This is a genomic window from Polynucleobacter necessarius, from assembly GCF_900095185.1.
Taxonomy (GTDB): domain Bacteria; phylum Pseudomonadota; class Gammaproteobacteria; order Burkholderiales; family Burkholderiaceae; genus Polynucleobacter.
In genome coordinates this window covers 1,465,723-1,491,730 of sequence record NZ_LT606948.1, presented here as the reverse complement: position 1 = coordinate 1,491,730, position 26,008 = coordinate 1,465,723, and the positions used below count along the sequence as shown (strand labels likewise).

18 protein-coding genes and 12 pseudogenes are annotated in these 26,008 nt (G+C 45.2%); 21 read left to right on the top strand and 9 right to left on the bottom strand.

The features are described 5' to 3' along the window. Positions 1 to 716 (bottom strand): annotated as a pseudogene (locus tag DXE31_RS08585) (CaiB/BaiF CoA transferase family protein); the annotation flags it as partial. Positions 717 to 795: 79 nt separating this feature from the next. Here DXE31_RS08585 and DXE31_RS08580 point away from each other — a divergent pair. Together DXE31_RS08580 and parC are read left to right on the top strand one after the other, a co-directional pair. Further along, the gene (locus tag DXE31_RS08580) at positions 796 to 2,784 is read left to right on the top strand and encodes a DNA topoisomerase IV subunit B (RefSeq protein ID WP_114698479.1); all 1,989 of its coding nucleotides are present in this window, start codon (positions 796 to 798) and stop codon (positions 2,782 to 2,784) included. Then, positions 2,784 to 5,240 carry a DNA topoisomerase IV subunit A gene (gene parC / locus DXE31_RS08575; protein WP_415077979.1) on the top strand — a complete coding sequence of 819 codons (2,457 nt, stop codon included), beginning with the start codon at positions 2,784 to 2,786 and terminating at the stop codon, positions 5,238 to 5,240. The genes DXE31_RS08580 and parC overlap by 1 nt, the downstream gene beginning before the upstream one ends. A gap of 5 nt (positions 5,241 to 5,245) precedes the next feature. Here the strand turns inward: parC and DXE31_RS11685 are convergent, their stop codons facing one another. Together DXE31_RS11685 and DXE31_RS11680 are read right to left on the bottom strand one after the other, a co-directional pair. Further along, positions 5,246 to 5,479, bottom strand: a complete 234-nt coding sequence (locus DXE31_RS11685; protein WP_231969492.1) for an XdhC family protein — start codon at positions 5,477 to 5,479, stop codon at positions 5,246 to 5,248. A gap of 38 nt (positions 5,480 to 5,517) precedes the next feature. Continuing rightward, positions 5,518 to 5,712, bottom strand: coding sequence for an XdhC family protein (locus DXE31_RS11680; RefSeq protein ID WP_231969491.1), 195 nt, complete (start codon positions 5,710 to 5,712; stop codon positions 5,518 to 5,520). 187 nt (positions 5,713 to 5,899) lie between these two features. Here DXE31_RS11680 and DXE31_RS08565 point away from each other — a divergent pair, with 187 nt between their 5' ends. Further along, positions 5,900 to 6,109, top strand: a complete 210-nt coding sequence (locus DXE31_RS08565; protein ID WP_114698478.1) for a glycosyltransferase family protein — start codon at positions 5,900 to 5,902, stop codon at positions 6,107 to 6,109. After that, positions 6,110 to 6,430, top strand: a complete 321-nt coding sequence (locus DXE31_RS08560) for a nucleotidyltransferase family protein (protein ID WP_114698477.1) — start codon at positions 6,110 to 6,112, stop codon at positions 6,428 to 6,430. On the opposite strand, the gene DXE31_RS08555 is transcribed toward DXE31_RS08560, so the two are convergent. The 3 genes and pseudogenes from DXE31_RS08555 to DXE31_RS08545 all read right to left on the bottom strand — a co-directional run bounded on the left by DXE31_RS08555 (position 6,427) and on the right by DXE31_RS08545 (position 8,407). Then, positions 6,427 to 6,885 (bottom strand): RidA family protein, encoded by a 459-nt coding sequence (locus tag DXE31_RS08555; RefSeq protein ID WP_114698476.1) that lies wholly within the window; start codon positions 6,883 to 6,885, stop codon positions 6,427 to 6,429. The two genes, DXE31_RS08560 and DXE31_RS08555, sit on opposite strands and share 4 nt — an antisense overlap. A 132-nt stretch (positions 6,886 to 7,017) precedes the next feature. Then, positions 7,018 to 7,677 (bottom strand): annotated as a pseudogene (locus DXE31_RS08550) (hypothetical protein); the annotation flags it as partial. Between the two features lie 24 nt (positions 7,678 to 7,701). Beyond that, positions 7,702 to 8,407, bottom strand: a pseudogene (locus tag DXE31_RS08545) (AAA family ATPase). Between the two features lie 172 nt (positions 8,408 to 8,579). Here DXE31_RS08545 and DXE31_RS12220 point away from each other — a divergent pair. Beyond that, positions 8,580 to 8,702 carry a c-type cytochrome gene (locus tag DXE31_RS12220; protein WP_269460608.1) on the top strand — a complete coding sequence of 41 codons (123 nt, stop codon included), beginning with the start codon at positions 8,580 to 8,582 and terminating at the stop codon, positions 8,700 to 8,702. A 185-nt stretch (positions 8,703 to 8,887) separates the two neighbouring features. Here the strand turns inward: DXE31_RS12220 and DXE31_RS08535 are convergent. Further along, a pseudogene (locus tag DXE31_RS08535) lies at positions 8,888 to 9,034 on the bottom strand (GntR family transcriptional regulator); the annotation flags it as partial. 6 nt (positions 9,035 to 9,040) lie between these two features. Here DXE31_RS08535 and DXE31_RS08530 point away from each other — a divergent pair. From DXE31_RS08530 to DXE31_RS08500, 7 genes and pseudogenes are all read left to right on the top strand, one after another. Beyond that, a pseudogene (locus DXE31_RS08530) lies at positions 9,041 to 10,537 on the top strand (methylmalonyl-CoA mutase family protein). A gap of 102 nt (positions 10,538 to 10,639) precedes the next feature. Further along, a pseudogene (meaB, locus tag DXE31_RS08525) lies at positions 10,640 to 11,584 on the top strand (methylmalonyl Co-A mutase-associated GTPase MeaB). 10 nt (positions 11,585 to 11,594) lie between these two features. Continuing rightward, positions 11,595 to 12,777: pseudogene (locus DXE31_RS08520) on the top strand (acyl-CoA carboxylase subunit beta). A 27-nt stretch (positions 12,778 to 12,804) separates the two neighbouring features. Further along, positions 12,805 to 14,835 (top strand): annotated as a pseudogene (locus DXE31_RS08515) (acetyl-CoA carboxylase biotin carboxylase subunit). 13 nt (positions 14,836 to 14,848) lie between these two features. Further along, a pseudogene (locus tag DXE31_RS08510) lies at positions 14,849 to 15,321 on the top strand (VOC family protein). Between the two features lie 45 nt (positions 15,322 to 15,366). Then, positions 15,367 to 16,071, top strand: a complete 705-nt coding sequence (gene tsaB / locus DXE31_RS08505; protein ID WP_231969490.1) for a tRNA (adenosine(37)-N6)-threonylcarbamoyltransferase complex dimerization subunit type 1 TsaB — start codon at positions 15,367 to 15,369, stop codon at positions 16,069 to 16,071. A 194-nt stretch (positions 16,072 to 16,265) separates the two neighbouring features. Then, positions 16,266 to 16,544 (top strand): uracil-DNA glycosylase family protein, encoded by a 279-nt coding sequence (locus DXE31_RS08500; RefSeq protein ID WP_114698474.1) that lies wholly within the window; start codon positions 16,266 to 16,268, stop codon positions 16,542 to 16,544. 24 nt (positions 16,545 to 16,568) lie between these two features. On the opposite strand, the gene lplT is transcribed toward DXE31_RS08500, so the two are convergent. Beyond that, a complete protein-coding gene (gene lplT / locus DXE31_RS08495; RefSeq protein ID WP_114698473.1) occupies positions 16,569 to 17,888 on the bottom strand; it encodes a lysophospholipid transporter LplT in 1,320 nt (439 codons plus the stop codon). A gap of 32 nt (positions 17,889 to 17,920) precedes the next feature. Here lplT and alr point away from each other — a divergent pair, with 32 nt between their 5' ends. Then, positions 17,921 to 19,054, top strand: coding sequence for an alanine racemase (gene alr, locus DXE31_RS08490; protein ID WP_415077974.1), 1,134 nt, complete (start codon positions 17,921 to 17,923; stop codon positions 19,052 to 19,054). Positions 19,055 to 19,092: 38 nt separating this feature from the next. On the opposite strand, the gene DXE31_RS08485 is transcribed toward alr, so the two are convergent. Beyond that, positions 19,093 to 19,980 (bottom strand): outer membrane protein assembly factor BamD, encoded by an 888-nt coding sequence (locus DXE31_RS08485; protein WP_114698691.1) that lies wholly within the window; start codon positions 19,978 to 19,980, stop codon positions 19,093 to 19,095. Positions 19,981 to 20,000: 20 nt separating this feature from the next. Between DXE31_RS08485 and DXE31_RS08480 the strand changes: the two genes are divergently transcribed. From DXE31_RS08480 to rimO, 8 genes and pseudogenes are all read left to right on the top strand, one after another. Beyond that, positions 20,001 to 21,041 (top strand): RluA family pseudouridine synthase, encoded by a 1,041-nt coding sequence (locus DXE31_RS08480; protein WP_114698472.1) that lies wholly within the window; start codon positions 20,001 to 20,003, stop codon positions 21,039 to 21,041. Continuing rightward, positions 21,038 to 21,799 carry a peptidoglycan editing factor PgeF gene (pgeF, locus tag DXE31_RS08475; RefSeq protein WP_114698471.1) on the top strand — a complete coding sequence of 254 codons (762 nt, stop codon included), beginning with the start codon at positions 21,038 to 21,040 and terminating at the stop codon, positions 21,797 to 21,799. The genes DXE31_RS08480 and pgeF overlap by 4 nt, the downstream gene beginning before the upstream one ends. Before the next feature lie 117 nt (positions 21,800 to 21,916). Continuing rightward, positions 21,917 to 22,087: a hypothetical protein gene (locus DXE31_RS11675; protein ID WP_231969489.1), complete on the top strand. Its 171-nt coding sequence runs from the start codon at positions 21,917 to 21,919 to the stop codon at positions 22,085 to 22,087. A gap of 66 nt (positions 22,088 to 22,153) precedes the next feature. Beyond that, a complete protein-coding gene (locus tag DXE31_RS11670) occupies positions 22,154 to 23,119 on the top strand; it encodes a PHA/PHB synthase family protein (protein ID WP_231969488.1) in 966 nt (321 codons plus the stop codon). Continuing rightward, positions 23,032 to 23,241 (top strand): annotated as a pseudogene (locus DXE31_RS11665) (class I poly(R)-hydroxyalkanoic acid synthase); the annotation flags it as partial. The gene DXE31_RS11670 and the pseudogene DXE31_RS11665, both read left to right, overlap by 88 nt. A 384-nt stretch (positions 23,242 to 23,625) precedes the next feature. Further along, positions 23,626 to 24,026: pseudogene (locus DXE31_RS08465) on the top strand (SDR family oxidoreductase); the annotation flags it as partial. 118 nt (positions 24,027 to 24,144) lie between these two features. Further along, positions 24,145 to 24,705, top strand: a complete 561-nt coding sequence (gene phaR, locus DXE31_RS08460; protein ID WP_114698470.1) for a polyhydroxyalkanoate synthesis repressor PhaR — start codon at positions 24,145 to 24,147, stop codon at positions 24,703 to 24,705. Between the two features lie 2 nt (positions 24,706 to 24,707). After that, positions 24,708 to 25,993, top strand: a pseudogene (rimO, locus tag DXE31_RS08455) (30S ribosomal protein S12 methylthiotransferase RimO). The last annotated feature ends 15 nt before the right edge of the window (positions 25,994 to 26,008 follow it).

Here is a 26,008-nt window from a genome sequence, read left to right as displayed (position 1 = left end):
TGTTGGAAAGGTTTGATAGGGCACGATAATTGCAGACGCGTTACCCCAACGTTTAGGAATTGCTCCGGAAGTCAGGTAGGCACTTGATACATTGGCTATCATAGCTATCTCCGTATCTAGTAAAGACATATCAATATATTGACCTTCGCCAGTGTGGTCACGATGTACGATCGCAGCCAAGATAGCAGTACTGGCATACATACCAGTACAAATGTCAGCGATTGCAACGCCTGATTTTTGCGGGCTGGTTCCTTCAAGGTCATGGGCTTCACCAGTCACACTCATGAAGCCACCCATGCCCTGAATCATGAAGTCTATCCTGGTCTTTGCGTGCATAGGGGCCAGATTGACTAAAACCAGTAATTGCACAGTCAATCAAATCAGACTTAACTTTTTGGAGACTCTCATAATCCAGGCCGTATTTAGCTAAGTCACCGACTTTGTAGTTCTCAATAACAACATCTAATTCGGCTGCTAGTTTGCGAATGCGATCTTGCCCTTCAGGCTTGGCGATATCCACTGTGATTGAGCGCTTATTGCGGTTGATGCAAATAAAGTAAGCAGATTCATCAGTGTCTTTGCTGCTGGCATCTTTGGCAAGGGGAGGGCCACAATAACGGGTATCATCTCCAACATCAGGCCTCTCTACTTTTACACCATGGACATGGTAGTACACGGCTGAGGTCTAATATACGAATATGCCTTAAGGCTCCCATACCCCAATTTTGGCATCGATGACAGGGGCATTCCGGAAAATTTCAGTCTAGCTCTCAGACATGACTACAATTTGCGCGCATGGCTACCCGTAAAACTTCCGAATACAGTGAATCATCGATTCAGGTCCTCAAAGGCCTCGAACCAGTCCGTCAACGGCCTGGAATGTACACCCGCACCGATAATCCTCTCCACATTATTCAAGAGGTGTTGGATAACGCATCTGATGAGGCTTTGGGAGGCTTTGGTAAGCAAATAATTGTGACGATGCATATCGATGGCAGCGTGAGCGTTGAAGATGATGGCCGCGGTATTCCAGTTGGGATGCATTCTACTGAAAAATTACCCGTCGTGGAGATTGTATTTACTCAATTGCATGCAGGCGGCAAATTTGAAAAAGGTACCGGTGGTGCGTATGCCTTCTCGGGTGGTTTGCATGGTGTTGGAGTTTCCGTAACAAATGCACTATCCAAAAGATTGGAAGTAACTGTTTGGCGTGATGGCCAAATGTCGACATTAACCTTTGCTGATGGCAAGGTGATCGAGAAACTCAAATCAGTAGCTTCAACACAAGAAGATAAGTCTCATGGCACACGTGTGCGTGCATGGCCAGATGGCAAGTACTTTGATAGCTCTGTAATCCCTATGCCTGAGCTCATCCGCTTACTGCGTTCTAAGGCAGTCTTATTACCAGGCATCAAAGTCACTCTCATTCAAGAGAAGACGGGTGATACCCAGCATTGGCAGTACTCTCAAGGTCTGCGTGGTTATTTAAATGAAGCCATTGCCCAAGCAGGTCATGGCACAGCAGTCATTCCTCCATTTGAAGTCGAGCAATATGCTACTGGAGTGGGTGATGATGATTCATGTGCCGAAGGTGAGGGCGCTGCTTGGGTGGTTTGCTGGACTGAAGATGGTGCTCCAATACGCGAAAGTTATGTGAACTTAATTCCAACACCTGCTGGCGGAACTCATGAAAGTGGTTTACGTGAGGGTCTGTTTAATGCGGTGAAAGGTTTTATTGAAATGCACGCATTGCGACCTAAGGGCGTGAAGTTGATGCCTGAAGATGTTTTTGCTCGAGCATCATTTATCTTATCTGCCAAAGTATTGGATCCTCAATTTCAGGGTCAAATTAAAGAGCGCCTTAATTCTCGTGATGCCGTTCGCCTTATTTCAGGGTATGTGAAGTCGGCCCTAGAGCTTTGGCTCAACCAACATGTTGATTATGGTCGTACATTAGCTGACTTGGTGATTAAGCAGGCTCAAGCGCGTACGCGCGCGGGTCAAAAAGTAGAGAAGAAAAAATCTTCTGGAGTAGCTGTCTTACCAGGCAAGCTGACCGATTGCGAGAGCCAAGATATTGCCATGAATGAAATCTTCCTGGTAGAAGGTGACTCCGCAGGTGGTTCTGCGAAGATGGGTCGTAACAAAGAATATCAAGCAATCTTGCCTTTGCGGGGCAAGGTATTGAATACTTGGGAAGCAGAACGCGATCGTTTATTTGCGAATAATGAGGTCCACGATATTGCAGTAGCTATTGGTATAGATCCCCATGGCCCTAATGACAACCCCGATTTATCGAATTTGCGTTACGGCAAGGTTTGTATTCTTTCGGATGCAGACGTTGATGGCGCTCATATTCAAGTTTTGTTATTAACTCTGTTCTACAAACACTTCCCTAAACTCATTGAGTTCGGTCACGTGCATATTTCTCGACCACCGCTATTTAGAGTGGATGCGCCTGCGCGTGGCAAGAAACCAGCACAAAAGATTTATGCCCTGGATGCAAATGAGTTGCAAGCAATTGAAGATAAGCTTCGTAAGGATGGCGTAAAAGAAACCGCATGGCAGATCTCTCGCTTTAAAGGCTTGGGAGAGATGAGTGCCGAGCAGCTTTGGGATACCACTCTCAATCCTGATACACGCCGATTGCTACCTGTAATGCTGGGGACACGGACCGAGGATGAGACATTTAAAACCATGGATATGTTGATGGGTAAATCAGAGTCTAGCGCTCGACGTGATTGGCTTGAAGAACGCGGTAATGAAGTTGAGGCAGATATCTAATGGCGACTAAAAAGACTCCTGGAAAAAATATTCCAGTGGAGCAGGCAGATTTATTTTCTAGCCCCATTGAAGTGAAGGAAATTGAAAAAGTTGAGATCGATCAGGCGCCTATATTAGCTTCATCCTCCGGCGGCGGTTCTGGTAATCTTGATACCAAGACCATCGACTTAAATGAAGATGGTAAAGATAGTCTTACTTTAGCGGTATACGCAGAGCGTGCCTATTTAGATTACGCCATTAGTGTGGTGAAAGGACGTGCTCTCCCAGACGTATCCGATGGACAGAAACCGGTACAGCGCCGCATTTTGTTTTCTATGAGCGAGATGGGTTTGCGCGCTGATGCTAAGCCGGTCAAGAGTGCTCGCGTCGTGGGCGATGTGCTTGGTAAGTTTCACCCGCATGGTGACCAATCTGCTTATGATGCGTTAGTTCGCTTAGCGCAAAGCTTTTCGCTTCGCTATCCGCTGATTGATGGACAGGGGAATTTTGGTTCTCGCGATGGTGATAGTGCTGCTGCAATGCGCTATACCGAGGCGCGATTGACCAAGATCGCCAGCTTGCTTTTGAGCGAGATTGATGAGGGCACGGTAGATTTTGCGCCGAACTATGATGGCTCATTCCAAGAACCCAAATTATTGCCTGCACGTCTTCCATTTGTCTTGCTCAATGGTGCATCGGGTATTGCGGTAGGTATGGCGACAGAGATTCCTTCACACAATTTACGTGAAGTAGCTAGCGCTACAGTGGCACTCATGAAGTCGCCAAAAATGAGCACAACAGAGCTTTTAGAAATTATGCCTGGTCCCGACTATCCAGGTGGCGGCCAGATTATTTCCTCTGCTGCAGAGATTACGCAGATGTATGAAGCAGGGCGCGGCAACATTAAAGTACGTGCTCGTTGGTCGGTCGAAGAATTGGCACGTGGCCAGTGGCAGATCGTGGTGAATGAATTACCCCCAGCAACCTCTTCACAGCGTGTGTTACAAGAAATTGAAGAAATCACCAACCCTAAGGTAAAGGTTGGTAAAAAAACCTTAACGCCAGAACAAAATAATCTCAAATCAACCATTCTGAATGTTTTGGATGGTGTTCGTGACGAATCTAGTAAGGATGCTGCAGTTCGTTTGGTATTTGAGCCTAAGAGTAAAAATATTGATGTTAATGAGTTTGTTAATTTATTGCTGGCACACACTTCGCTAGAGTCCAATGCGCCAATGAATTTGGTGATGATTGGTAATGACGATCGTCCACGTCAAAAAGCCTTAAAAGATATTCTGACTGAATGGATAGCTTTTAGGGTTGCTACTGTAACCCGCAGAACTCAACATCGCCTGGGCAAAGTACAAGACCGTATGCTCCTTTTGGAGGGGCGCTTAATTGTTCTTCTCAATATTGATAAGGTCATCAAGATTATTCGTAACAGCGATGAACCGAAGGCTGACTTCATTAAAGAGTTCAAGCTCAGTGAGCGTCAAGCAGAGGATATTCTTGATATCCGCTTGCGTCAGTTAGCGCGCCTAGAGGGCATCAAAATTGAACAAGAACTTAAAGATCTGAAGGGGGAACGTGACGATCTAGAGGGCTTGCTGCAAAGCGACCCCGTCTTAAGAAAACGCATCATCAAAGAGCTTGAGTCCGACATGAAGGATTTCGGCGATGATCGTCGCACCTTGATTCAAGAGGGTAAGCGTGCTGTGGCTGAGACCAAAGTGATTGACGAACCAGTCACGGTGATCGTGTCGCAAAAAGGGTGGGTACGCGTTCGCCAAGGTCATGAACATGATCCTACCCAATTTAGTTTCAAGGCGGGTGATGCTTTATATGACACCTTCGAAGTCAGAACCATTGATGTCATCCAGGGCTTTGGCAGTGATGGTCGAGTTTACACGGTACCTGTTAGTGAGTTGCCGGGCGCGCGCGGTGATGGCTCTCCATTAACCAGCTTTGTGAATTTGGCTGCCGGGTCGCAAATGGTTACTTACTATGCCGGTCAAGCAGATGATTTGATATTGCTATCCACCAGAGCTGGCTATGGTTTCTTAGCTAATGTCTCTGATATGAGTACGCGTAATAAGGCCGGTAAATCATTCCTCAGTATTGATGCTAAGGTTCTCGGCGATGCGCCTTTAGGCGCCTCTAAGGTTAAAGTTGGCATGAAACAGGTTGCCTGTCTATCTGAAGCATCCAAGTTACTTGTGTTCCCGTTGGATGAGCTCAAGCGTTTACCAACCGGTGGTAAGGGCGTTATTCTCATGGGCTTAGACGATCAGGAGTGTCTGGCTTCCGCTATTGCCGTAGGTTCTGATGGGGCAATTTATTCAGGGGCTGGACGCGCTGGTAAGCCAACAGAGCTGAGTTTAGATGCGAAAACCTTAAAGTCATTTGCGGGCAATCGAGCACGCAAAGGCCACTTTGTTGAGCCGCGCCTCAAAGACGGTAAGTTAATAGCAAATTGATTGCTTTAATTTTTCTTTGGCACAGCAATACCGTATTTAACTGCAATTACTGCTGCCAGAATCGAGACTGCGATTTCTGGTGGAGTGAGGGCGCCGATATGTAGACCAACGGGTCCATGTAGTGTCTCAACTTGCTCTTGGCTAACATCAAAATCTAGTAAACGCTCTTTACGCTTCTGTGTATTCTTGCGGCTGACAAGGGCACCGACATAAAAGGCTGGGGATTTTAGAGTCTCCATTAGAGCCATATCATCGAGCTTGGGATCATGGGTTAGTGTCACACAGCTGTGTGAGAATCAACACCAATCTCGAGCAGCACGTCATCAGGCATTCCCTTTTTGAAAAAAATATCCGTGCGGTTGAGCCATTCAGCATATTCTTCGCGCGGATCGATCACAATCACTTCAAAGTTTGAAGTCAGAGCAAAATCAGCGGTATAGAGTGAAAGTTGGCCAGCACCAATGACCACCATGCGCCATCGTGGGCCATATGTCGTTTGCATGTCGAGATCAGAACAAGCAAATTCATCATAATGACTTTATCTAGTGATTCCCTTAAAAATCGGAATTTGCGTCTAGCGATATTGATCTTAGCTGCGGGTGAGGGAAGTCGCTTAGGCGGTCATCTTAAGAAAAGCGGGAGATACATTAGTTAGGCGTTTGATTCACTCTATCCAAGGCATTGATCCAGTTGAGGTCTTGGGGGTGACTGGTTTTTACTCTGATGCTGTTGAAAAAGAAATTCAGTTAATAAATCAGTGCGCACATAGACCAATGACTTTTATCAGAAATTCAAATCCAGAGCTTGGCCAATCTTCATCTGTGCGTCTTGGATTAGAGTCGCTCAAGGGTGACTACGATGCACTGTGAATTGCTCTATGCGATCAGCCTCTTGTGGGTGCTACTGAAATTGAATCTTTGCTGGATCAGTTCTACCAGAGAACTGTAAGCGAGGAAATAGTGCTACCGATAGCGAATGGTCAACGTGGTAATCCAGTGATCTTCTCGCGCAGTGTGATCAATCAGATTCTTCAGATTTCAGGAATGGTTTGCAGACAATATATAGTTCTGCATCCAGAACTAGTCAAATCATTTGCCACAGATAATGAAGCCTATGTGTTGGATGTTGATACACCTACGGATATCCAGTCTCTTCAGATTGATGGGGGCAATCCACTCAAGTCAAATTAAATCTTGGCAATTAATTCGATTTCAACACAGGCGCCAAGTGGTATTTGCGCTACGCCGAATGCGCTCCGGGCATGTTTACCTACTTCTCCAAAAACTTCAAACAACAACTCTGAGCAACCATTGACTACCAAATGTTGCTCCGTATAGCTATCAGTTGAATTCACTAAACCCATGACTTTCACAATCTGTTTCACTTTGTCTAATGATCCTAGGTGATTTTGCAGTGCGGAAATTAAGTCAATTGCGATAGAGCGTGCAGCAGCTTTACCCGTTTCGGTATCCATATCTTTGCCGAGTTTTCCAACCCATGGTTTCCCATCACGTTTGGCAATATGTCCAGACAGAAAAACGGTATTGCCACTAGTAGCGGCCATGACATACGCGGCAGCAGGCGCTCCAGAAGGCGGTAAATCAATGCCAAGTGCTTTAAGGCGTTCGCTGATATTTGTGCTCATGGTGATATCCGGTTAAATAAAAAGTGAATATGAGAATAAGATAATCTTCCTTGAAAAGTTGGCGCATCGCGCTCTCAAGAAGGGCTGAGAATTTCATAGGGAGACATCGTTGCATCCCCCACAAAAATCAATTATATGATCATCCATAGAGCCGCACACATCCATTAGGATGTAAAATTTTCACCTGGTTGTGGCGTTCGGGCCGCATTTGAAGATCAAGCATGCCTGCATTGGCAGCGGTAGAGTGAATAGTCTTATCGAGATCGAGTTAAAGGGTTGAACCTTCACGCGCTTCCCAAACCTTAATGGCCGTTTTCGATTGCCAGCGTTTTCACCACCCATGCGAATACCTTCTGGGTGATAGCCGCTATGTCCAAATAGCGAGGAGCCACCAGCTCCAATCCATTTATTGCCACCGCTATGCCACGCCTTTTGTTCTTTTAAGAGCTCTTCTAGTCGCTTCTTCAAAGCATCAGGGCTGCCTAGCTTTTGAAGTGCAGCCTTTTCCTCATCAGTCAGAATGTGCTGTAATTTCTTCTCTAGTCAATCGAGCGCTATATCTGGGGAGATGGCAATGCTTTGTTCAGCACCATGGAAATAAGAGCCAAAAACTTGATCAAAGCGATCAAAAATGTTGCTCATCTTTTACTAAAGATAGACGCGAGAGTTGATAGAACTCATTAATCGATGGGTTGATGACCACTGATTTTAATGCCTCTAGAAGAATTAAAAACTCCTTGCCGAAATAGGCACCTTAGCCTCTTTCAAGCGTAAGAAAAATTGAATCAACATGACACAAATCGATTAGTTAAATAACTAGCGATGATTACGCTTCATGATGACTAAGCGCTCAAATAAATGAATGTCCTGTTCATTTTTAAGCAGAGCGCCGCGTAGAGGAGGGACCACAATCTTTTCATCGCTGCTGTACAGTGCTTCTGGTGGAATATCTACTGCAAGTAAGGGCTTGAGAGCAGCATCCAAAAGGTCTTGCTGGGGTGATGAACATCCACGATGCTTTGCATTGTATTTGCATCTGGAACGGTAATGTAATGAAAGAAGCAGCGGCGCAAGAAGGCATCAGGCAATTCTTTTTCATTACGATCGATTGCGCGACGAAAATCATTCGAAAATTCAATATCAGCTTTGTCAATTGCATCAATTAACAACACTGTGGGCTCATCTGCCTCAAATGCTTGCCACAAGACACCTTTTACAATGTAGTTATGAGTATCTTTTGCTTTTTCATCCCCTAGTTGCGAATCGCGTAAGCAGCTAACAGCATCGTATTCATATAAACCTTCTTGGGCTTTTGTAGTGGATTTAATGTGCTATTGCAAAAGCGGTATCGGTGGTAACTTCCTCGGCCAGCATGGTCTTACCCGTTCCAGACGTCCCCTTTAATTAAAAGGGGACGTTGCAGGGCAATGGCAGCATTTACTGCCAATTTCAGATCGTCGGTTGCAACATAACTTTGGCTACCTGAAAAGCGGTTCTGGGTAGGGGAGGTGGTTTTACTCATAGACTGGCCTAAATAAGTGCTGGGTTGTATAGGTAAATAGGCTAAATTTTTTAGTATTTACACTAATTTCCCTCTCTAAAATAGAGAGGGATGCTCCTCTGTCCGCTATAGTCTTTCCCAATTGATCCGAATCAACCCCGTTTAATAATGATTTCTATGAAAAAACTTTCAAATGCGCTCAATCGCTGCGAGCCTCTCTGACCAAGATATGCCGGATATCGACGAATACTATGCTGCGCAAAATGCCAGCACACCAAATAACCCATTGAAGGAATTTATTGATAAAGATTTTTAGAGATACAAATATGAAATTCGCACTGATAACTGTAGCCTTACTCACCAGCATTGGTTTTACTAGCGTAGCGAGCGCTGCTAGCAAAGCAAAAGGTCAAGTACTGGTGGAGACGGCAAACTGCGAATCCTGCCATGGTGCCGGTTTATCCAAAATTAGCTGGGCAGTATGCTGATTACCTTTATTGCGCTCTCAAGGCTTGAAAGAATAGTAAAAATTTGTTCGAGATCCTTTCGAACCACCTCAGTTATATAGGCTCCACACCTCATTTTGATAGTAACAAGACCCTCAGAAGCTAAAACCTTGATTGCTTCCCGCATCGGTGTACGACTAATACAAGTATTGATGCTTGGAAAAAATCAGCACAGAAATCTGCCCCTAATGGCGATGTTGATTCATTAGGCTGGAAACCCCCGATGGAATTCATCTAAAAGCGCTTTACACATTATCGGATATTGAAGGATTTCATTGCACGGATACATTGCCTAGTTTTGAGCTATTTGTTCGTGGTCCACAAGCTACGATGTATTCAGTTCGCCCGTGTGGACTATTCGCCAATACGCAGGTTTTTCAACTGCGGAAGAATCAAATGCCATTTATCGCAAAGCATTAGCAGCTGGTGGTCAGGGCGTTTCGGTAGCTTTTGATTTGGCAACTCACCGCGCGGTTATGACTCAGACCATCCGCGCGTAACTGGTGACGTAGGTAAAACTGGCGTTGCAATTGATTCTGTAGAGGATATGAAAATTTTGTTTGATGGGATTCCATTAGACAAAGTATCCGTTTCGATGACGATGAATGGTGCCGTGTTACCAGTGTTGGCCGGTTATATTGTGGCTGGTGAAGAGCAGGGTGTTAAGCAGGAACAGCTCTCAGGCACGATTCAGAATGACATTCTGAAGGAATGCATGGTGCGTAATACCTATATTTACCCGCCAGAGCTATCTATGCGCATTATTGGTGACATCATTGAGTACGCCGCGCGAAAGCATATGCCTAAGTTCAACTCGATTTCAATTTCGGGCTATCACATGCAAGAGGCTGGAGCCAATCAAGTATTGGAATTGGCCTTTACGTTGGCAGACGGTAAGGAAGTTGATGTATTGATGATTGATAACGATAAGGTGCGCGAAGGTCAGATTGCGCGCCTGAACGAGATTAAAGCAAAACGCGATACTCAAAAAGTACAGGCCGCATTAGAAGCCTTAACCAAAGCCGCTGAAGATGATTCTGGAAACTTGTTGGAGTTATCGGTCAATGCTATTCGTTTACGCGCGACAGTGGGAGAAGTTTCTGATGCATTGGAAAAAGTTTACGGGCGCCATCGCGCCGATACTCAAAATGTGACTGGTGTGTATGCAGCTGCTTATGACTCAGCCGAAGGATGGGCAAAACTCCAAACAGAAATTGCGGATTTCGCAAAAGACTTTGGACGACGTCCACGTGTAATGTTTGCTAAACTTAGTGAAGATGGACATGATCGTGGCGCAAAGGTAGAGTTGCTACTGCTTATGCTGATCTGGGGGTTTTGACGTTGATATTGGTCATTCCAAACGCCAGAAGAATGCGCTCGCCAAGCAATTGAAAATGATGTGTACGCGCTCGGTGTTTCTACCTTAGCTGCAGGTCATAAGACAGTAGTACCCGCCATTATTGCTGAACTTAAAAACCAGGGCTCTGATGACATCATCGTATTCGTAGACGGCGTGATTCCAAGACAGGACTACGAGTTCCTATATGAGGCCTGTGTAAAAGGAATTTATGGTCCAGGTACTCCCATTCCGGCTTCGGCTAAGGATGTGCTTGAGCAGATTCGTATGTTTGTAAAGCCTGCTTAATACGGACATAAGCATGCTTGAAGCTGCTGATCAGGCTCTAATGAGCGATCTCTTGCCGGGGGGAGAGCGCCATCGTTAAAACAGCGACGCGCTTTAGCGAAGATTATTACCTTATTAGAGTCAACGCGCCTAGATCATCGTCATCGTGCTGATGATGTGCTCAATGCTTGATTGTCTAAAACTGGTAAATCATTTCGTTTGGGTATTTCTGGTATTCCAGGGGTTGGTCAGTCGACTTTAATTGAATCTTTGGGTCTTTACCTCATCGAAAAAGGTCATCAAGTTGCAGTGCTCGCAATTAAGCCATCATCTAGCGCGTCTGGTGGCTCGATCCTTGGAGATAAAACTCGCATGGAACGATTGTCAGTGCTCGAGAATGCTTTTATTCGTCCGAGTCCATCCTCATGCAACCTGGGTGGTGTGGCCGAAAAGACCCGTGAAGCGATGTTGAGTGCAGAGGCAGCGGGGTTTGACATCATCATCGTTGAAACTATTGAAGTAGGGCAAAGTGAAATTGCAGTTGCAGGCATGACAGATATGCTTGTACTCTTGCAGTTGCCTAACGCCGGCGATGATCTCCAGAGAATTAAAAAAGGCGTGATGGAAATCGCTGATTTAATTGTGATCAATAAAGTTGATATCGATCCCGATGCCGCTATGCGGGCACAACTCTTTATTACCAGCTCCTTACGTCTTTTGAGCTTTCAGGGCAACCCTGACCATGCATCTCACGACAAAGAATTTTGGCACCCACAAGTAATGATCTTAAACGCATTAGACGGTAAAGTCGTTCCGGAGCTATGGGACAAAGTTGCCCATGTTGAAAAACTTCAAAAGGCAAATGGAAAATTTGATTCCCGTCGTCAACAACAAGCAACCTCATGGATGTGGGATCGCATCGATGCAGGTTTAAAAAATGCATTTCGTAGCAATGTGGCAGTGCAAGAACTTCTACCAAGTTTGATTGCACAAGGAAATCAAGGAACTATGTCCTCCTCAGTAGCAGCAAGACGATTACTGGAGCCCATGGAGCATGAGTTTTTCTAAGGATCAGGAAATGAAGGAAATCATTAAACAACTGGAAGCCAAACGTGAGCTTGCCCGATTAGGTGGCGGGCAAAAGCGAATCTAAGCTCAGCATGCCAAAGGCAAGTTAACTGCTCGTGAGCGCATTGAGCTTTTGCTGGATCCTGGAACATTTGAATAATGGGATATGCTCGTTTGAGCACCGTTGCCATGATTTTGGGATGGGCGATCAGACGGTTCCTATATGTTTGTTACAGGTCCAGAGGTGGTGAAGACCGTTACTCATGAAGAGATGTAACCGCAGAAGAATTGGGCGGTGCGGTAACGCACTCAACAATTTCTGGTGTTTGTGATTTAGCTTTTGATAATGATGTGGATGCAATTATGATGTTGCGCCGCTTCTTTAATTACTTGCCTCTCTCTAATCGTGAAAAGCCGCCCCTAATTAAGGGCGCCAATCGTATTGAAGAGCCTTATTTTTCCCTGGATACATTAGTTCCATCTAATCCAAATCAACCTTACGACATGAAAGAGTTGATCGAGAAAATTGTGGATGATGGAGAGTTCTTTGAATTACAACCTGATTACGCTACAAAGATCGTGATCGGTTTTGCCCGTATGGCAGGTCGTTCGATAGGTATTGTTGCTAATTAACCTCTGGTTTTGGCAGGATGTTTAGACATTAAGGCATCCATTAAAGCGGCGCGCTTTGTGCGCTTCTGCGATGCTTTCAATATCCCAGTAGTGGCATTTTAGTCGATGTGCCTGGATTTATGCCAGGTACTGCGCAAGAGTACGGTGGAATTATTAAGCAGGGTGCGAAATTGCTGTATGCATCTGCAGACTGCACAGTTCCTAAAGTGACGTTGATGACCCGCAAGGCCTATGGCGGTGCTTACGACGTGATGGCCTCTAAGCATTTACGTGGAGATGTGAACTTTGCTTGGCCTTCAGCTGAAATTGCGGTAATGGGTCCGAAGGGTGCAGTAGAAATTATTTTCCGAGAGGAAAAATCTGAGTCACAAAAGATTGCTGCTCGAGAGGCTGAGTACAAGTCTAAGTTTGCTAACCCGTTTGTGGCTGGTCGACGTGGCTATATTGATGACGTCATCCTCCCTCACGAAACCCGTAAGCGCATTGCTCGTTCATTAGCAATGCTTAAAGACAAAGACTTGAAGAATCCTGCGCGTAAACACGGCAATATTCCTCTGTAAAGGTGCTGACAAATAATGACTACGAAAATGTTTAAGAAAATTTTGATTGCTAACCGCGGCGAGATTGCATGCCGTGTGATGATAACCGTCAAAAAAATGGGCATTAAGACGGTTGCTGTTTATTCCGACGCAGATAAAGAGGCGCGTCATGTCCAGGGCCGATGAGGCTGTTTGTATCGGACCAGCGCCTTCACGAGAATCTTATTTAGTAATGGATCGCATTATTCAGGTCTGCAAAGATACTGATGCTGAAACGGTTCATCCTGGTTATGGTTTCTTATCTGAGAATGAGCAATTTGCCAAGCGCTGCGAAAAGGAGGGCATTGTTTTTATTGGCCCGAAATACCGATCGATTGCAGCGATGGGCGACAAGATTGCCTCTAAAAAACTGGCATTAGATGCCAAGGTAAAGACGATCCCTGGTCACAACGAAGCGATTGTAACTACTGTGAGGAGGCGGTTAAGATCGCCCACAAGGCATTGGCTATTCAGTCATGATCAAGGCTTCTGCGGGTGGCGGCGGTAAAGGTTTGCGCGTCGCCTTTAATGATAAAGAAGCGGCAGAGGGTTTCGCGGCTTGCAAAACCGAGGCAATGAATAGTTTTGGCGATGATCGCATCTTTATTGAGAAGTTTGTGGAAGGCCCCCGCGTCATATTGAGATCCAGGTGTTAGGTGACTCACATGGCAACGTGGTGTACTTAAACGAATGTGATTGCTCGATTTAACGTCGTCATCAAAAAGTGATTGAGGAAGCGCCATCCCCATTTATTGATCCTGTAACTCGTAAGGCGATGGGTGAGCAAGCCTTTGCTTTAGCAAAGGCGGTGAACTATCAATCCGCAGGTACGGTTGAGTTTGTTGTAGGCAAGGATAAATCTTTCTACCTCTTGGAAATGCATACCAGCTTGCAGGTCGAGCATCCGGCAACAGAAAACATTATAGGCCTGGATCTTGTTGAACAGATGATTCGTGTAGCCGCGCTGGTGAGAAGTTGGCGTTTAAACAAGAAGACGTCAAACTGGACGGTTGGTCTATGGAGTGCCGCATTAACGCCGATGATCCATTCCGAAACTTCTCCCGTTTGGTTAAATATCGTCCACCTGAGTCGGTTAATGGCGTACGCGTGGATACCGGCGTCTACGAAAGTGGTGCGATTCCGATGTATTACGACTCGATGATTACCAAATTAATTGGACACGGTAAAGATCGTGCCGAGGCAATCGATAAAATGCGCGCAGTATTGAATGCCTTTGTGATTCGCGGCATTCATTCCAATATCCCTTTTCAGGCTGCGCTGTTACAGCACCCTCAATTTGTGAATGGTGACTTCACGACTGGATTTATCGCCGAAGAATATCCTGAGGGCTTTAAAAAGGATGCTGCCGTACAGCAGCCGACAGATCCTACGCGTTTGGCAGCTTTGGCTGCATTTATGCGCTATCGCTATTTCCAGCATATTCAGATGATTGATGGTTAATTGGCTGGTCATGAAATGATCATTGGCAAAAAGTTTGTTGTTGTCACCGGCAAAAAAACCGGCTCCATGAGTGACCCATATGAGGTACCTATTCGTAGTTGAGCTTAAGGATGGAGTTTATTCGGTCTATATTGACGAAGCTGATGACGTTAGTCGTTATGACATTGTGAGTGATTGGCATCCTGGACAAATTTGCTTGAATGCTACTATCAATGGCACGCATAAAATTACTGCACAGGTAGAGCGTCGAGGCGTGCGCTATTATGTACTGATTCTGGACGGCGTAAATTATGAGGGCCTGGTGCTAAGCCCTCTTGGCGCAGAGCTCCAACGCCGCATGCCTGTCAAGCTTCCACCAGATACCTCTAAATTGGTGAGGTCGCCTATACCTGGACTCCTGACAAAAATCGCGCAGTTAAGGTTGGTGAGGCAGTCACTGCAGGGCAGAAATTAGCCTCTCTTGAAGAGATGAAAATGGAAAATACACTTTCTGCGATGCAAGATGGCGTTGTTGCAGAACTTTGCGCCAAAGAGGGCGATAGTTTAGCGGTTGATCAGTTGATCATTCGTTTTGAGTAAGGGGGCTTATGACATGAGCGTAAAACCTTTTAAGATTTTGGGTATTCAGCAGATTGCTATTGGTGGTGAAGATAAAGATCAACTTAAAAAGTTATGGGTTGATATGCTTAGTTTTGAATATAAAAGTACTTTTGTTTCAGAGCGTGAAAACGTGGATGAAGACATTTATGCGATTGGCAAAGGTGCCCATGAGATTGAAGTATATCTTATGCAACCGTTTGATTTTGAAAAAAAGCCTGCAGTTCATCAAACGCCCTTGAATCATATTGGCTTGTGGGTAGATGATTTGCCGAAGGCGGTTACATGGCTCTCTGCACATGGTCTGCGATTTGCTCCTGGGGGCATTCGTAAGGGTGCCGCTGGATATGACCTTACTTTCGTTCATCCTAAAAAGCCAACGATGAATTTCCGATTAGTGGTGAGGGCGTCCTGATCGAGCTAGTACAGGCACCCCCCCCCGAGGTAATTTCTGGATTGAGTTCATAATGTGGATTACTAATTAACAAGTAATCCAACCTAATAAGGTTTAACGTGGCAAATATACTAGCCATCGACACCTCTGCAGAATGGTGTTCGGTGGCTTTATCTTTAGAAGATCAAGTACCCGAGCTAAGACACGAAAGAGTTTCAGCGGGTGCTAGCCAATTGCTTTTGCCCTGGATTGAATCTCTTTTGAGTGATGGGAGAGTTGTCTTAAAAGATCTTGATGTAATTGCGGTTGGTGTTGGACCAGGTGCCTTTACTGGGGTGCGCTTAGGTGTTGCAGCGGTACAAGGATTGGCAATTTCTCAAAATATTCCAGTATTGCCAGTTTGTAGTTTAGATGCTCTCGCCGCCCAGCTTCTCACCACTGAAGTATTTAAACAAATACGCCCCGAGCAATTTACGGTCGCCATTGATGCCCGTATGGAGGAGGTTTACTGGGCTAATTACGAAATGCAGAATGATGGATTACCAAAACGTATCAACGAAATGCAACTGACTAGACCAGAGGGTGTGAATTTGAAGGGAGCAGAATTCTTGGCTGGTAGCGCTATTCATCCATACCGCAATCGATTACCTGCGTTTGCCTGTCCAATACACTCCGATATTGCTGTTTCAGCTTTAGGCATCTTAACTTGTGCAGAGCAAATGCTGAGCGATGGCCTGCAATGTGATGTTCATCTACTTGAGCCGTTATATGTCCGCAATAAAGTGGCATTTACAACCGCAGAGCGCGAAGAGGGTATGAGGTAATGCCTGAAAGCATCTTTGATGAATTCGGTTACCGAACTTTCCTTTTTGCCGATGCAGGAGGCGAATCTCGATCAAGTATTGGGGTACGAGCAGATCGGTATCCGCAAAAATTATGACCAGAAAGTCCGGAGACAGGTTGTCGCGAGAGGGTGCACTCGTAATGGCCAAATCGATTAAGCTACAAAAATGAATGGATGTGGAAGGGTGCCTCTAAGTCTTTATCTCAGATGGGCATTCCAGAATTACCAGTTGTAGCAGTTGCTTTTGGTGGCTCTGTCGCACAAAAAATCACCGGAGAGAAGGATCCTTTGACAGAACTGCGCCAAACGGTCTTAGCTCTCATTGCTGGTGGCAACGAAGAAGTTCCTGTGATTGCCTCCTTCGATTTGCCTCAGGTTCTTACTAAGCCAAAAGAAAAAGCAATGCTTTGGCAGGATTTACTACTTGCAAGATCTGTTCTGCAGAACAGCTAATATTCTTCATACCCATTACACAACTTAATGGGTATGTTCACCGATTAGGTGCATAGAGTCATATTCTGCCTGGTTCCTAGTGTGACGCTTAATTACTAACCACATGATTAAGCTGACTGCAACACCAAAGCCAATGATGACTGCCTGAATTGTGACATCTAGCCAAATCAGTAATGAATAGATTAGCAACATTATTAAGACGGAAATATTTTCGTTAAAGTTTTGGACAGCGATAGAGTGACCGGCTGACATGAGTACATGGCCACGATGTTGTAGTAGCGCATTCATTGGAACCACGAAATAACCTGCCAACCATCCCACCAAAATTAATAACAGGTAGGCGGGCAGCAAGTTCCATGTCACCTGAAGTTTGCCTAGCGAGACAATGGCCGTATCAGGAAGCATGTCAGAGTTATAAATTGCCATGATGCAAACAACTAAACCCATGGCAACGCCATATGGCAATACGTTTAACGATTTGCGTAAAGGGATACGCCAAGCAGCATATACCGCTCCACCTGCTACGCCGACAGCGGAGATGGCCTGCAAAATTGCGCCTTGCGACAGATTCATGTGTAAAGCAACTTGCGCCCACTTGATCACAATAAATTGAAGGGTTGCGCCAGCACCCCAGAACAAAGTCGTAACCGCCAAAGAAATTTGCCCGAGACGATCATCCCAAAGTGTTTTTAAGCACATGGCGAAATCTTTTACTAATTCGATTGGATTGGTTTTTTGCGAAACATAGCGAGCACCGGTATCCGGAATTTTGAGATTAATGAGTGCGGCTATGACATAGATCATCATGATGATCATGATGGCAGATTCGGCTGGCGTATCAATGCCCGTCTCGAGAGTCAGAATATCCCAAGCCAAAAGACTTTGAGAGACAGTACTGCTAATTAATACGCCTCCCAGAACAGCACCCAAAATAATTGAGCTTACAGTCAGACCTTCAATCCAACCATTGGCGGCAACTAATTTCTCGGGCGGCAAGAGTTCCATCAGAATTCCATACTTTGCCGGAGAGTATGCAGCGGCTCCCAGGCCAACAATGGCATAAGAGAGCAATGGATGACTGCCAAACAACATGGCTACACATCCAGCAAATTTAATAGTGTTTGTAATGAACATGACATTGCCTTTTGGGCGGGAGTCAGCGAATGCTCCAACAAACGCAGCCAGAAGCACATAGGACCATACAAAGAACAATTTGAGCAATGGGGTCATCCACGCCGGTGCATGGAGCTGGGCCAAGAGGGCAATAGCCGCAATTAGGAGAGCATTATCAGCAAGCGACGAAAAAAATTGTGCCGCCATAATGGTGTAAAAGCTACAGTTCATTCGTACAATCTAGTCCTTAATACAATTAAAACATGAAAGGAGGAGTGTTCTTGGGTGATTCAGCTAACGATCTGATTAATAGGCCAATTATGGCCTCTATGCATACTGCCGCCTTTCAGCATAATTTAAACCGAGTTCGAGAGTTAGCGCCGGAGTCCAAGATTTGGTCGGTAATCAAAGCTCGCGCCTATGGTCATTGTTTTGAAGCTGCCCTCAAGGGTTTGGCCTCTACTGACGGTTTTGCCCTATTGGATATTCAAGATGCGTCTTGGCTTAGAGAGCAAGACTGGGAGGGTCGAATTCTGCTTTTAGAGGGTTTTTTTCATGCAAATGAGTTAAGTCTCGCAGAAGAATTATCTTGTGATTTAGTAGTTCACTGCGATGCACAAGTAGATTGGCTTGAGCAATTTAAAGGTAAAAACCACAAACCTTTTAATATCTTTCTAAAGATGAACACTGGGATGAACCGTTTAGGTTTTAAACCTGAGGCATATCGCGTGGCATTTCATCGTTTGCACGCAGCTGGTTATCACATGCATCACATGACTCATTTTGCCAATGCCGCTCAGTTAGAGCGACTGCCCACCGTAGGTGCACAGCAAGAACTTTTCAATGAAACGATTGCAGGTCTAGAAGGGGCAACCTCATTGGCCAATTCGGCCGCCATTTTGTGGCATCGAAATGCCTTAGGTGATTGGGTTCGTCCTGGGATCATGTTGTATGGGGCTTCGCCAACTGGATTGCACGCTGATATTGAGCACGCTAACCTTCAGGCTGTCATGCGATTCCATAGTGAGATTATTGATATCCAAGATCTGCAAAAGGGTGACCGTATTGGCTACGGTAGTCGCTATGAAGCTCCTGAAGATATGCGAGTTGGTATCGTAGCATGTGGCTATGCCGATGGCTATCCCAGGCATGCAAAGGATGGCACGCCTGTTTGGGTTGCAAATGGAGACCAAGGTATTGTGTGCCCATTGGTTGGAAGAGTTTCAATGGATATGCTGACAATTGATTTGCGTAATACTCCCCAAGTCACAATAGGAAGTCATGTTCAGTTGTGGGGTGACAAAGTACCGGTAGATGATGTAGCCCAAATGAGCGATACGATCGGCTATGAATTACTTTGTGCTATTGCACCCAGAGTACCGGTCGCCATCACTTGATTCAAAAAAATCCTCCTGATTGTAGGATTTTGACAACACTACTTGTTCCAGAATTGCCACCATCTGCGCTCTTTTTTCACGCGTTGTCCAGTAAGCATCATCTCGCTTTCAGGGAAGTTTAATTTGAAGACGCGGGCAGCATCATTACTGAACTGTGTCATCCCCAGTTTTTCATATGATTTAGTCAGAATATAAAGAGCCTCTTCGACAGCAGGTGCTCGGTCATAGTCTCGAATCACTAACTGAGCGCGATTGGCTGCCGCTAAATAGGCGCCACGCTGGTAGTAATAACGCGCCACAATAACATCAGCCTCGGCAAGGGAGTTAACGATGTAACGCATGCGGTCGAGAGAGTCGGGCGCATATTTGCTATTAGGAAAGCGCTCAACCACGACCTTAAATGACTCAAACGCTTCTTTGGCCGCCTTGGGGTCGCGCTCACTTAGATCTTGGCCGGTAAATTTACCTAGCCATCCAAGATCATCGTTAAAAGTAATTAAGCCTTTAAGGTAATAGGCGTAATCTAAATTAGGACTACCTTGGTGAAGTTTAATACAACGATCAATTGCAACGAGCGCTTGAGTTTGTTCTTGGGCCTTCCAATAGCAATATGCTGCATTAATTTGTGCTTGTTGAGAGTAGGGTCCGAATGGAAAACGCGCCTCTAGCGTTTCAAAATACTTTCCGCACTTGGCAAAGTCGGCGTCATTTAATTTGACTGTTGCCTCAGAATATAACTTTGCCTCAGACCAGATATCAGTATCGTCTTTGCCTCCATCGCTGCCAGCGCATCCGGTCAATAGAATGAGTGTCAGCAGCAAAGCTAAAACTAAGGTGAAGCGCATACCCTTTAATTTAGGACTACCATTTTGGGCAGAATAATTTCCAGCAAGCCTTAAACTGGCGTCTGACACTACCTCCGACATAACTGAAAGGCTATTTAAGCGTGGCATTGCCGCAAACTCCTGAATCGAATCCTGTTGATTATATCGATGATGAGGATTTCATCTCCCTGGAAATTCCTTTGGAGATGGCTGGCGAACGCTTGGATAAGGTGTTGGCTGGGTCTTTGCCTGATTATTCGCGTAATCGTCTTAAGGCTTGGGTTGAAGCTGGGGCGGTTATGGTCGATGGCAAGGTTACTAAGGCGCGTTACCTGCTAATGGGAGGCGAGAGCGTCAAGGTGTTTCCCCGGGAAATGCCAGAGCAATTTGCCTTGAGCCCAGAGGATATATCCTTGGATATAGTTTATGAGGATGAATCCATCATTGTGGTCAATAAACCAGCCGGCCTAGTAGTGCACCCAGCAGCTGGTAATTGGTCTGGAACGCTTTTAAATGGATTCTTGTTTCGATATCCCGAGCTCAAATCCTTGCCTCGCGCTGGAATAGTACATCGTTTAGATAAAGATACGTCAGGATTAATGGTTGTGGCAAGAACACCTCATGCACAAACTTCTTTGGTGCGTCAGCTCCAGGAGAGAACGGTTGGGAGACGCTATCTTGCCTGGGTTTGGGGGGAGCCACCGAGTCATGGCAAAGTTTTAGCATCGGTTGGGCGAGATCAGCGTAATCGCCTAAAGATGACTGCTGGCAGCCCTCAAGGCAAGCCTGCTGCTACATTATTTCGAAGATTGGCAAAAGGATTGGTTGGGGAATCTGCCGTGGCTTTGTTAGAGTGTCGGCTTGAAACGGGCCGCACTCATCAAATTCGAGTGCATTTGGAGTCTTTGGGCTTTCCATTAGTCGGAGATCCCGTCTATCGTAAAAAAACTCCTGGAGTGGCCAAGAATCTTTCATTTAATCGTCAGGCTTTACATGCTTTTGCATTAAGTCTTCAGCACCCAAGCTTAGACAAATTGATGACTTGGTTTCGACTTCCCCCTCAAGGGTTATTAGAGTTGCTGCCCAAATTAGGCATGGATGGTGAAGTTTTGCCCAATGAGGCATCTGTAATGGGTTCTATGCAAAATGAGCCTCAAAAATGAGTTTTATTGCTCCTCAATGGCCAGCCCCTAAGACTATTCACTGCTTAGTGAGCACCCGTTCAGATGGAGTCAGCGGCGCACCATTTCATTCGCTTAATTTAGGGGATCATGTTGGTGACAATGCCGCTGATGTTCTTCTTAATAGAACTATCTTCACTAAAAAATTGCCCAATCAGCCCATTTGGCTAAAGCAGACACACAGCATAGTTGTTAGCACTCCCAAGAGCCGAGCTTTGCCAGGGTGTGATGAAATCCTTGCTGATGCTTCGGTAAGCAATGTTCCGAATGAGGTCCTAGTCATCATGACGGCAGATTGCTTGCCTGTTTTATTGACGAATACCAAAGGTACGATTATTGGTGCAGCCCATTCTGGTTGGCGGGGACTGAGCGCTGGCATTTTAGAAAATACCGTCAATGCAATGCTCAAACTTGATAGCGAAACCCAATCATCAGATTTGATTGCTTGGATGGGGCCCGCCATTGGGCCGGATTTCTTTGAGGTAGGCCAAGATGTAAAAACCTGTTTTCAAGAATCAGGTGTGTCATTTGCTGAGAATGCGTTTAAACCAATCCCAAATAAGCCTGGGAAATTTCTCGCAGATATTTGCCGATTGGCGAGAGGACGTTTGGAGACTCTAGGGCTCAAAATGATTTTTGGTGCCGAACACTGCACGGTTAGGGATCAAGAATTATTTTTCTCATATCGTCGCGACGGTCAAACAGGAAGATTCGCCTCTGCCATCTGGATTTCAAAATAATTAGTCTGAATCTGTATGAGGGCATTCCCTAGCTAATCTCTTGGGCTAGGGTTATTGAGTATAACGCCTATAGAGCGTATGGGTTGAAAATGTCTCTAACTAATTGAAGAGACGACTATGTTTGCAGGCATAAATACCGGTGCAACGCCATCCTTGGCGCCGCACCATATGGCGTTAATTCCACCAGAGCGTTTGTCCGAAATTCAAAAGGAATACTTTACGGAGTTAGCGCATATCGCGACCAATCCTGAGGTGATAGAGGTTAAAGACCGTCGCTTTCCTGGTTAATGCTTTTGGCACTCCTCTTGGAGTAAGGTCATCGCTGCGACTTATTTATTAAATTCAAAGCACTTAATGGCTTTAGCCAAAGCAGTTGAAACGAATGAAAAGTCAACGCAAAAAATTCTGTTCACTACAGAGCAGATGATTGGTGCATTATCGCCATCTAACGTTATTGCCACTCATCCTGAAGTGCTTGAGAGCATTATTAGCTCTCAAGGACAATCTATTCAAAAGGGGATCATTAACCTTTTGGGGGATATGAAAAAAGGCAAAGTCTCACAAACAGATGAGTCTGCTTTTGAAGTGGGCAAAAATATTGCAACCACAGAAGGTCATGTGCTGTTCCGTAACGAGTTATTTGAGTTAATTCAGTACAAGCCTTTAACAGAGCAAGTTTTTGAACGTCCCTATTTAATGGTGCCACCTTGCATTAATAAGTACTACATTTTGGATTTGCAACCTGATAACTCGGTTATGCGTCACATAGTCAGTCAAGGTTATACCGTGTGCTTGGTTTCTTGGAAGAATCCAGATGCCTCGATGGCGCAAGTCAGCTGGGATGAGTATGTTGGTAAAGGCGTTATCAAGGCCATCGATGTTGTAAAAGAGATTGGTGGCACCAAGCAAATTGACGTCTTAGGTTTTTGTGTTGGCAGCACAATAACAACCTCAGCATTGGCTGTCCTGGCTGCCAGGGATGAGCATCCAGCTGCTAGCTTGACTCTCTTTACTACACTACTGGATTTCACGAACACAGGTATTTTGGATGCCTTTATTGACGAAAGAATGGTTGAGTTGCGTGAGAATACCATCGGCGGTAAGGGTGGACAGTACGGCATGATGTCAGGTTTGGACTTGGGTAATACGTTCTCATTCTTGCGTCCAAATGATTTGGTCTGGAATTATGGGTTGAAAACTATCTCAAAGGTAATTCACCGCCACCATTCGATTTGCTTTGCTGGAACAGCGACTCTACGAATTTACCGGGCGCTATGTACTGTTGGTATCTGCGCCACACCTATTTGCAAGATGATTTAGTAAAACCAGGGAAAGTAAAAATTTGTGGCGAAAAAATTGATCTAGGTAAGATTAAATGTCCGGCCTATTTATATACCTCACAAAAAGATCATATTGTTCCTTGGCAATTCGCTTATGAAGCTACCCATCTCTTGAATGGTAAAAATCGGTTTGTTCTAGGTGCATCTGGTCATATCGCTGGCGTTATTAATCCGCCAGCTAAAAATAAGCGCTACTACTTTGAGTATAAGAAGATTGCGCCAATGGCACATGAGTGGCTCGAAGGTGCAAAACAGCTTTCTGGAAGTTGGTGGCCCGACTATACTAAACGGCTAGAGCAATTTGGTAGCGAGAAAAAGCCAGCAAGTAAGACATTTGGCAATGCCAAGTACAAAAAGATGGAGGCGGCTCCCGGCGCATATGTCAAAGAAAAAGCAACTTCAGAATTGAACCAACAATTAACGAAGGTTTTTAAAGTAGTGGAAGTAATGTCTCAAAAAGTCGAATATGTAACTGGTGTTATGGGTACCGCCATTTTTAATGTCACCAAGCAAGTGATCGATGGGATGGTTGACAATAATTGGGGGCGCATTATCAATATTTCCTCGGTAAACGGTCAAAAAGGACAGTTTAGCCAATGTAACTATTCGACTGCTAAAGCTGGTCTTCATGGTTTCACAATGGCTTTGGCCCAAGAAGTGGCGACTAAAGGGTGACAGTTCATACTGTTTCACCTGGCTATATTGGCACCGATATGGTGAAGGCAATCCGTGAGGATGTTTTAGAGCAGATTGTTTCTGGCATTCCTGTGAAGCGTTTAGGTACCCCTGAAGAAATCGCTTCTATTTGTTGCTGGATTGTGTCGGAAGATGGTGGTTATGCTACTGGTGCTGATTTCTCATTGAACGGCGGTATTTATACAGGCTAATATTGCGCTGCAGCAATTCATGCGGTATTTGTAGTGCGCAACACAGTGTATTTACCTTTAGGTCACACTAGAGATAAACTACGCTGATGGTGCGGTGCAGTAAAGAGCAAGGAAAAAAATGGTAACTCGTGCGAAAGGAGCTGGCGAAGATCGGCTCATTAAGAAGTATCCCAATCGTCGCCTATACGACACTCAAACTAGTACGTATGTCACGCTGTCAAACATCAAAAATTTAGTCATGTCCAATGAGGTCTTTAAGGTCGTTGATGCTAAAACAGAAGCAGACTTAACTCGCAATATCTTGTTGCAAATTATTCTTGAGGAAGAGGCTGATGGTGCTCCAGCATTCTCTTCACAAATGCTTTCGCAAATTATCCGCTTCTATGGAAACTCCATGCAAGGATTAATGGGGAACTATCTTGAAAAGACTATGCAGTCATTTGTAGATATTCATAATAAGTTGGGCGACCAGACAAAAGGTTTAGGCGCAGGCAGCACTCCTGAAGCATGGTCTCAGATGATGAATCTACAAAATCCTTTAATGCAAGGATTAATGGGTAATTACATGGAGCAGAGCAAGGATTTATTCATCAAAATGCAAGAGCAGATGCAAGGCTCGCAAAATATATTTGGAAATTTTCCCTTCACGCCTCAGCCGAACACAACTGAAAAAGAATAGTTGTGACAGGCACAGTCGGATTTGTATCCTTAGGCTGTCCTAAGGCCTTAGTAGATCCGGAGCGCGGATTCTGACGCAACTGAGTGCTCAGGGTTATGAAACTCTGCTAAGGATTATTCAGGCGCCGATCTCGTTGGTAAGGTCATTGTCATTGGCTGTCTTGGTGCCAGACAAAATACTGATGGTAGCGATCTGATTCAAAGCATTCATCCAAAAGTGCTGGCGGTTACTGGTCCGCACGCTGTGCTGATGAAGTCATGCAGGCGATTCATTTTACATTTGCCCAAGCCGCATGATCCCTTCACTGATTTCGTGCCTCTTGCGGGTGTCAAACTGACACCCAAGCATTACGCATACCTCAAAATTAGCGAAGGCTGCAACCATCGTTGCACTTTTTGTATTATTCCGAATATGCGGGGAGACTTAGTTTCGCGTCCCATCGGTGAAGTTTTGCTTGAAGCAAAACGCTTATTTGAGTCGGGCGTAAAAGAATGATTAGTTGTCTCCCAAGATACCAGCGCCTAAGGAGTTGATCTTCAATATCGGACGGGCTGTTGGGATGGCAAGCCAGTCAAAACGAAAATGTTTGATTTAGTAAACGCTTTAAATCAAATGGCGCCTGAACATCAAGCATGGGTTCGTTTACATTATGTCTACCCCTATCCGCATGTGGGTGATGTTTTGCCGTTGATGGCGGAATTTTCTGAGCACATGGATATGGCGATCTTGATATTCCCCTCCAGCATGCTCATCCAGATGTATGAGAGCGCATGAAACGTCCTGCTAGTGGTGAGAAAAATTTAGAGCGTATCTTGGCATGGCGCCAAGCTTGTCCTGATTTAGTCATTCGCAGTACCTGTATTGCTGGCTTTCCAGGTGAGACCGCAGAAGAGTTTGAATATCTTCTGAATTTTTTAGATGAGACTCAAATCGATAGAGCGGGTTGTTGTGCTTATTTGCCAGTCGAAGGTGCTGCTGCAAACCTACTCGATAACCCGGTTCCAGATAATATTCATGAAGAACGGCGTCCCAGATTTATGGCAAAAGCTGAAGAAATTTCCATTCATTAAGCGGATTGCCAAAAAATAGGCAAGCATATCCAGGTTCTGATAGATTGTGTCGATGAATCTGGTGGAATTGGTCGAAGTATCGGTGAGGCCCCTGAAATTGATGGTTTAGTGAGGGTTTTGCCACATACTAAGCCGTCCAAGCGTTATCGAGTCGGTGTGAAATCATCAAGGTAACAGTGGTTAGCTCCCAAGGGCATCACCTAATAGCCGAAATGTGACTAATACAATAAAAC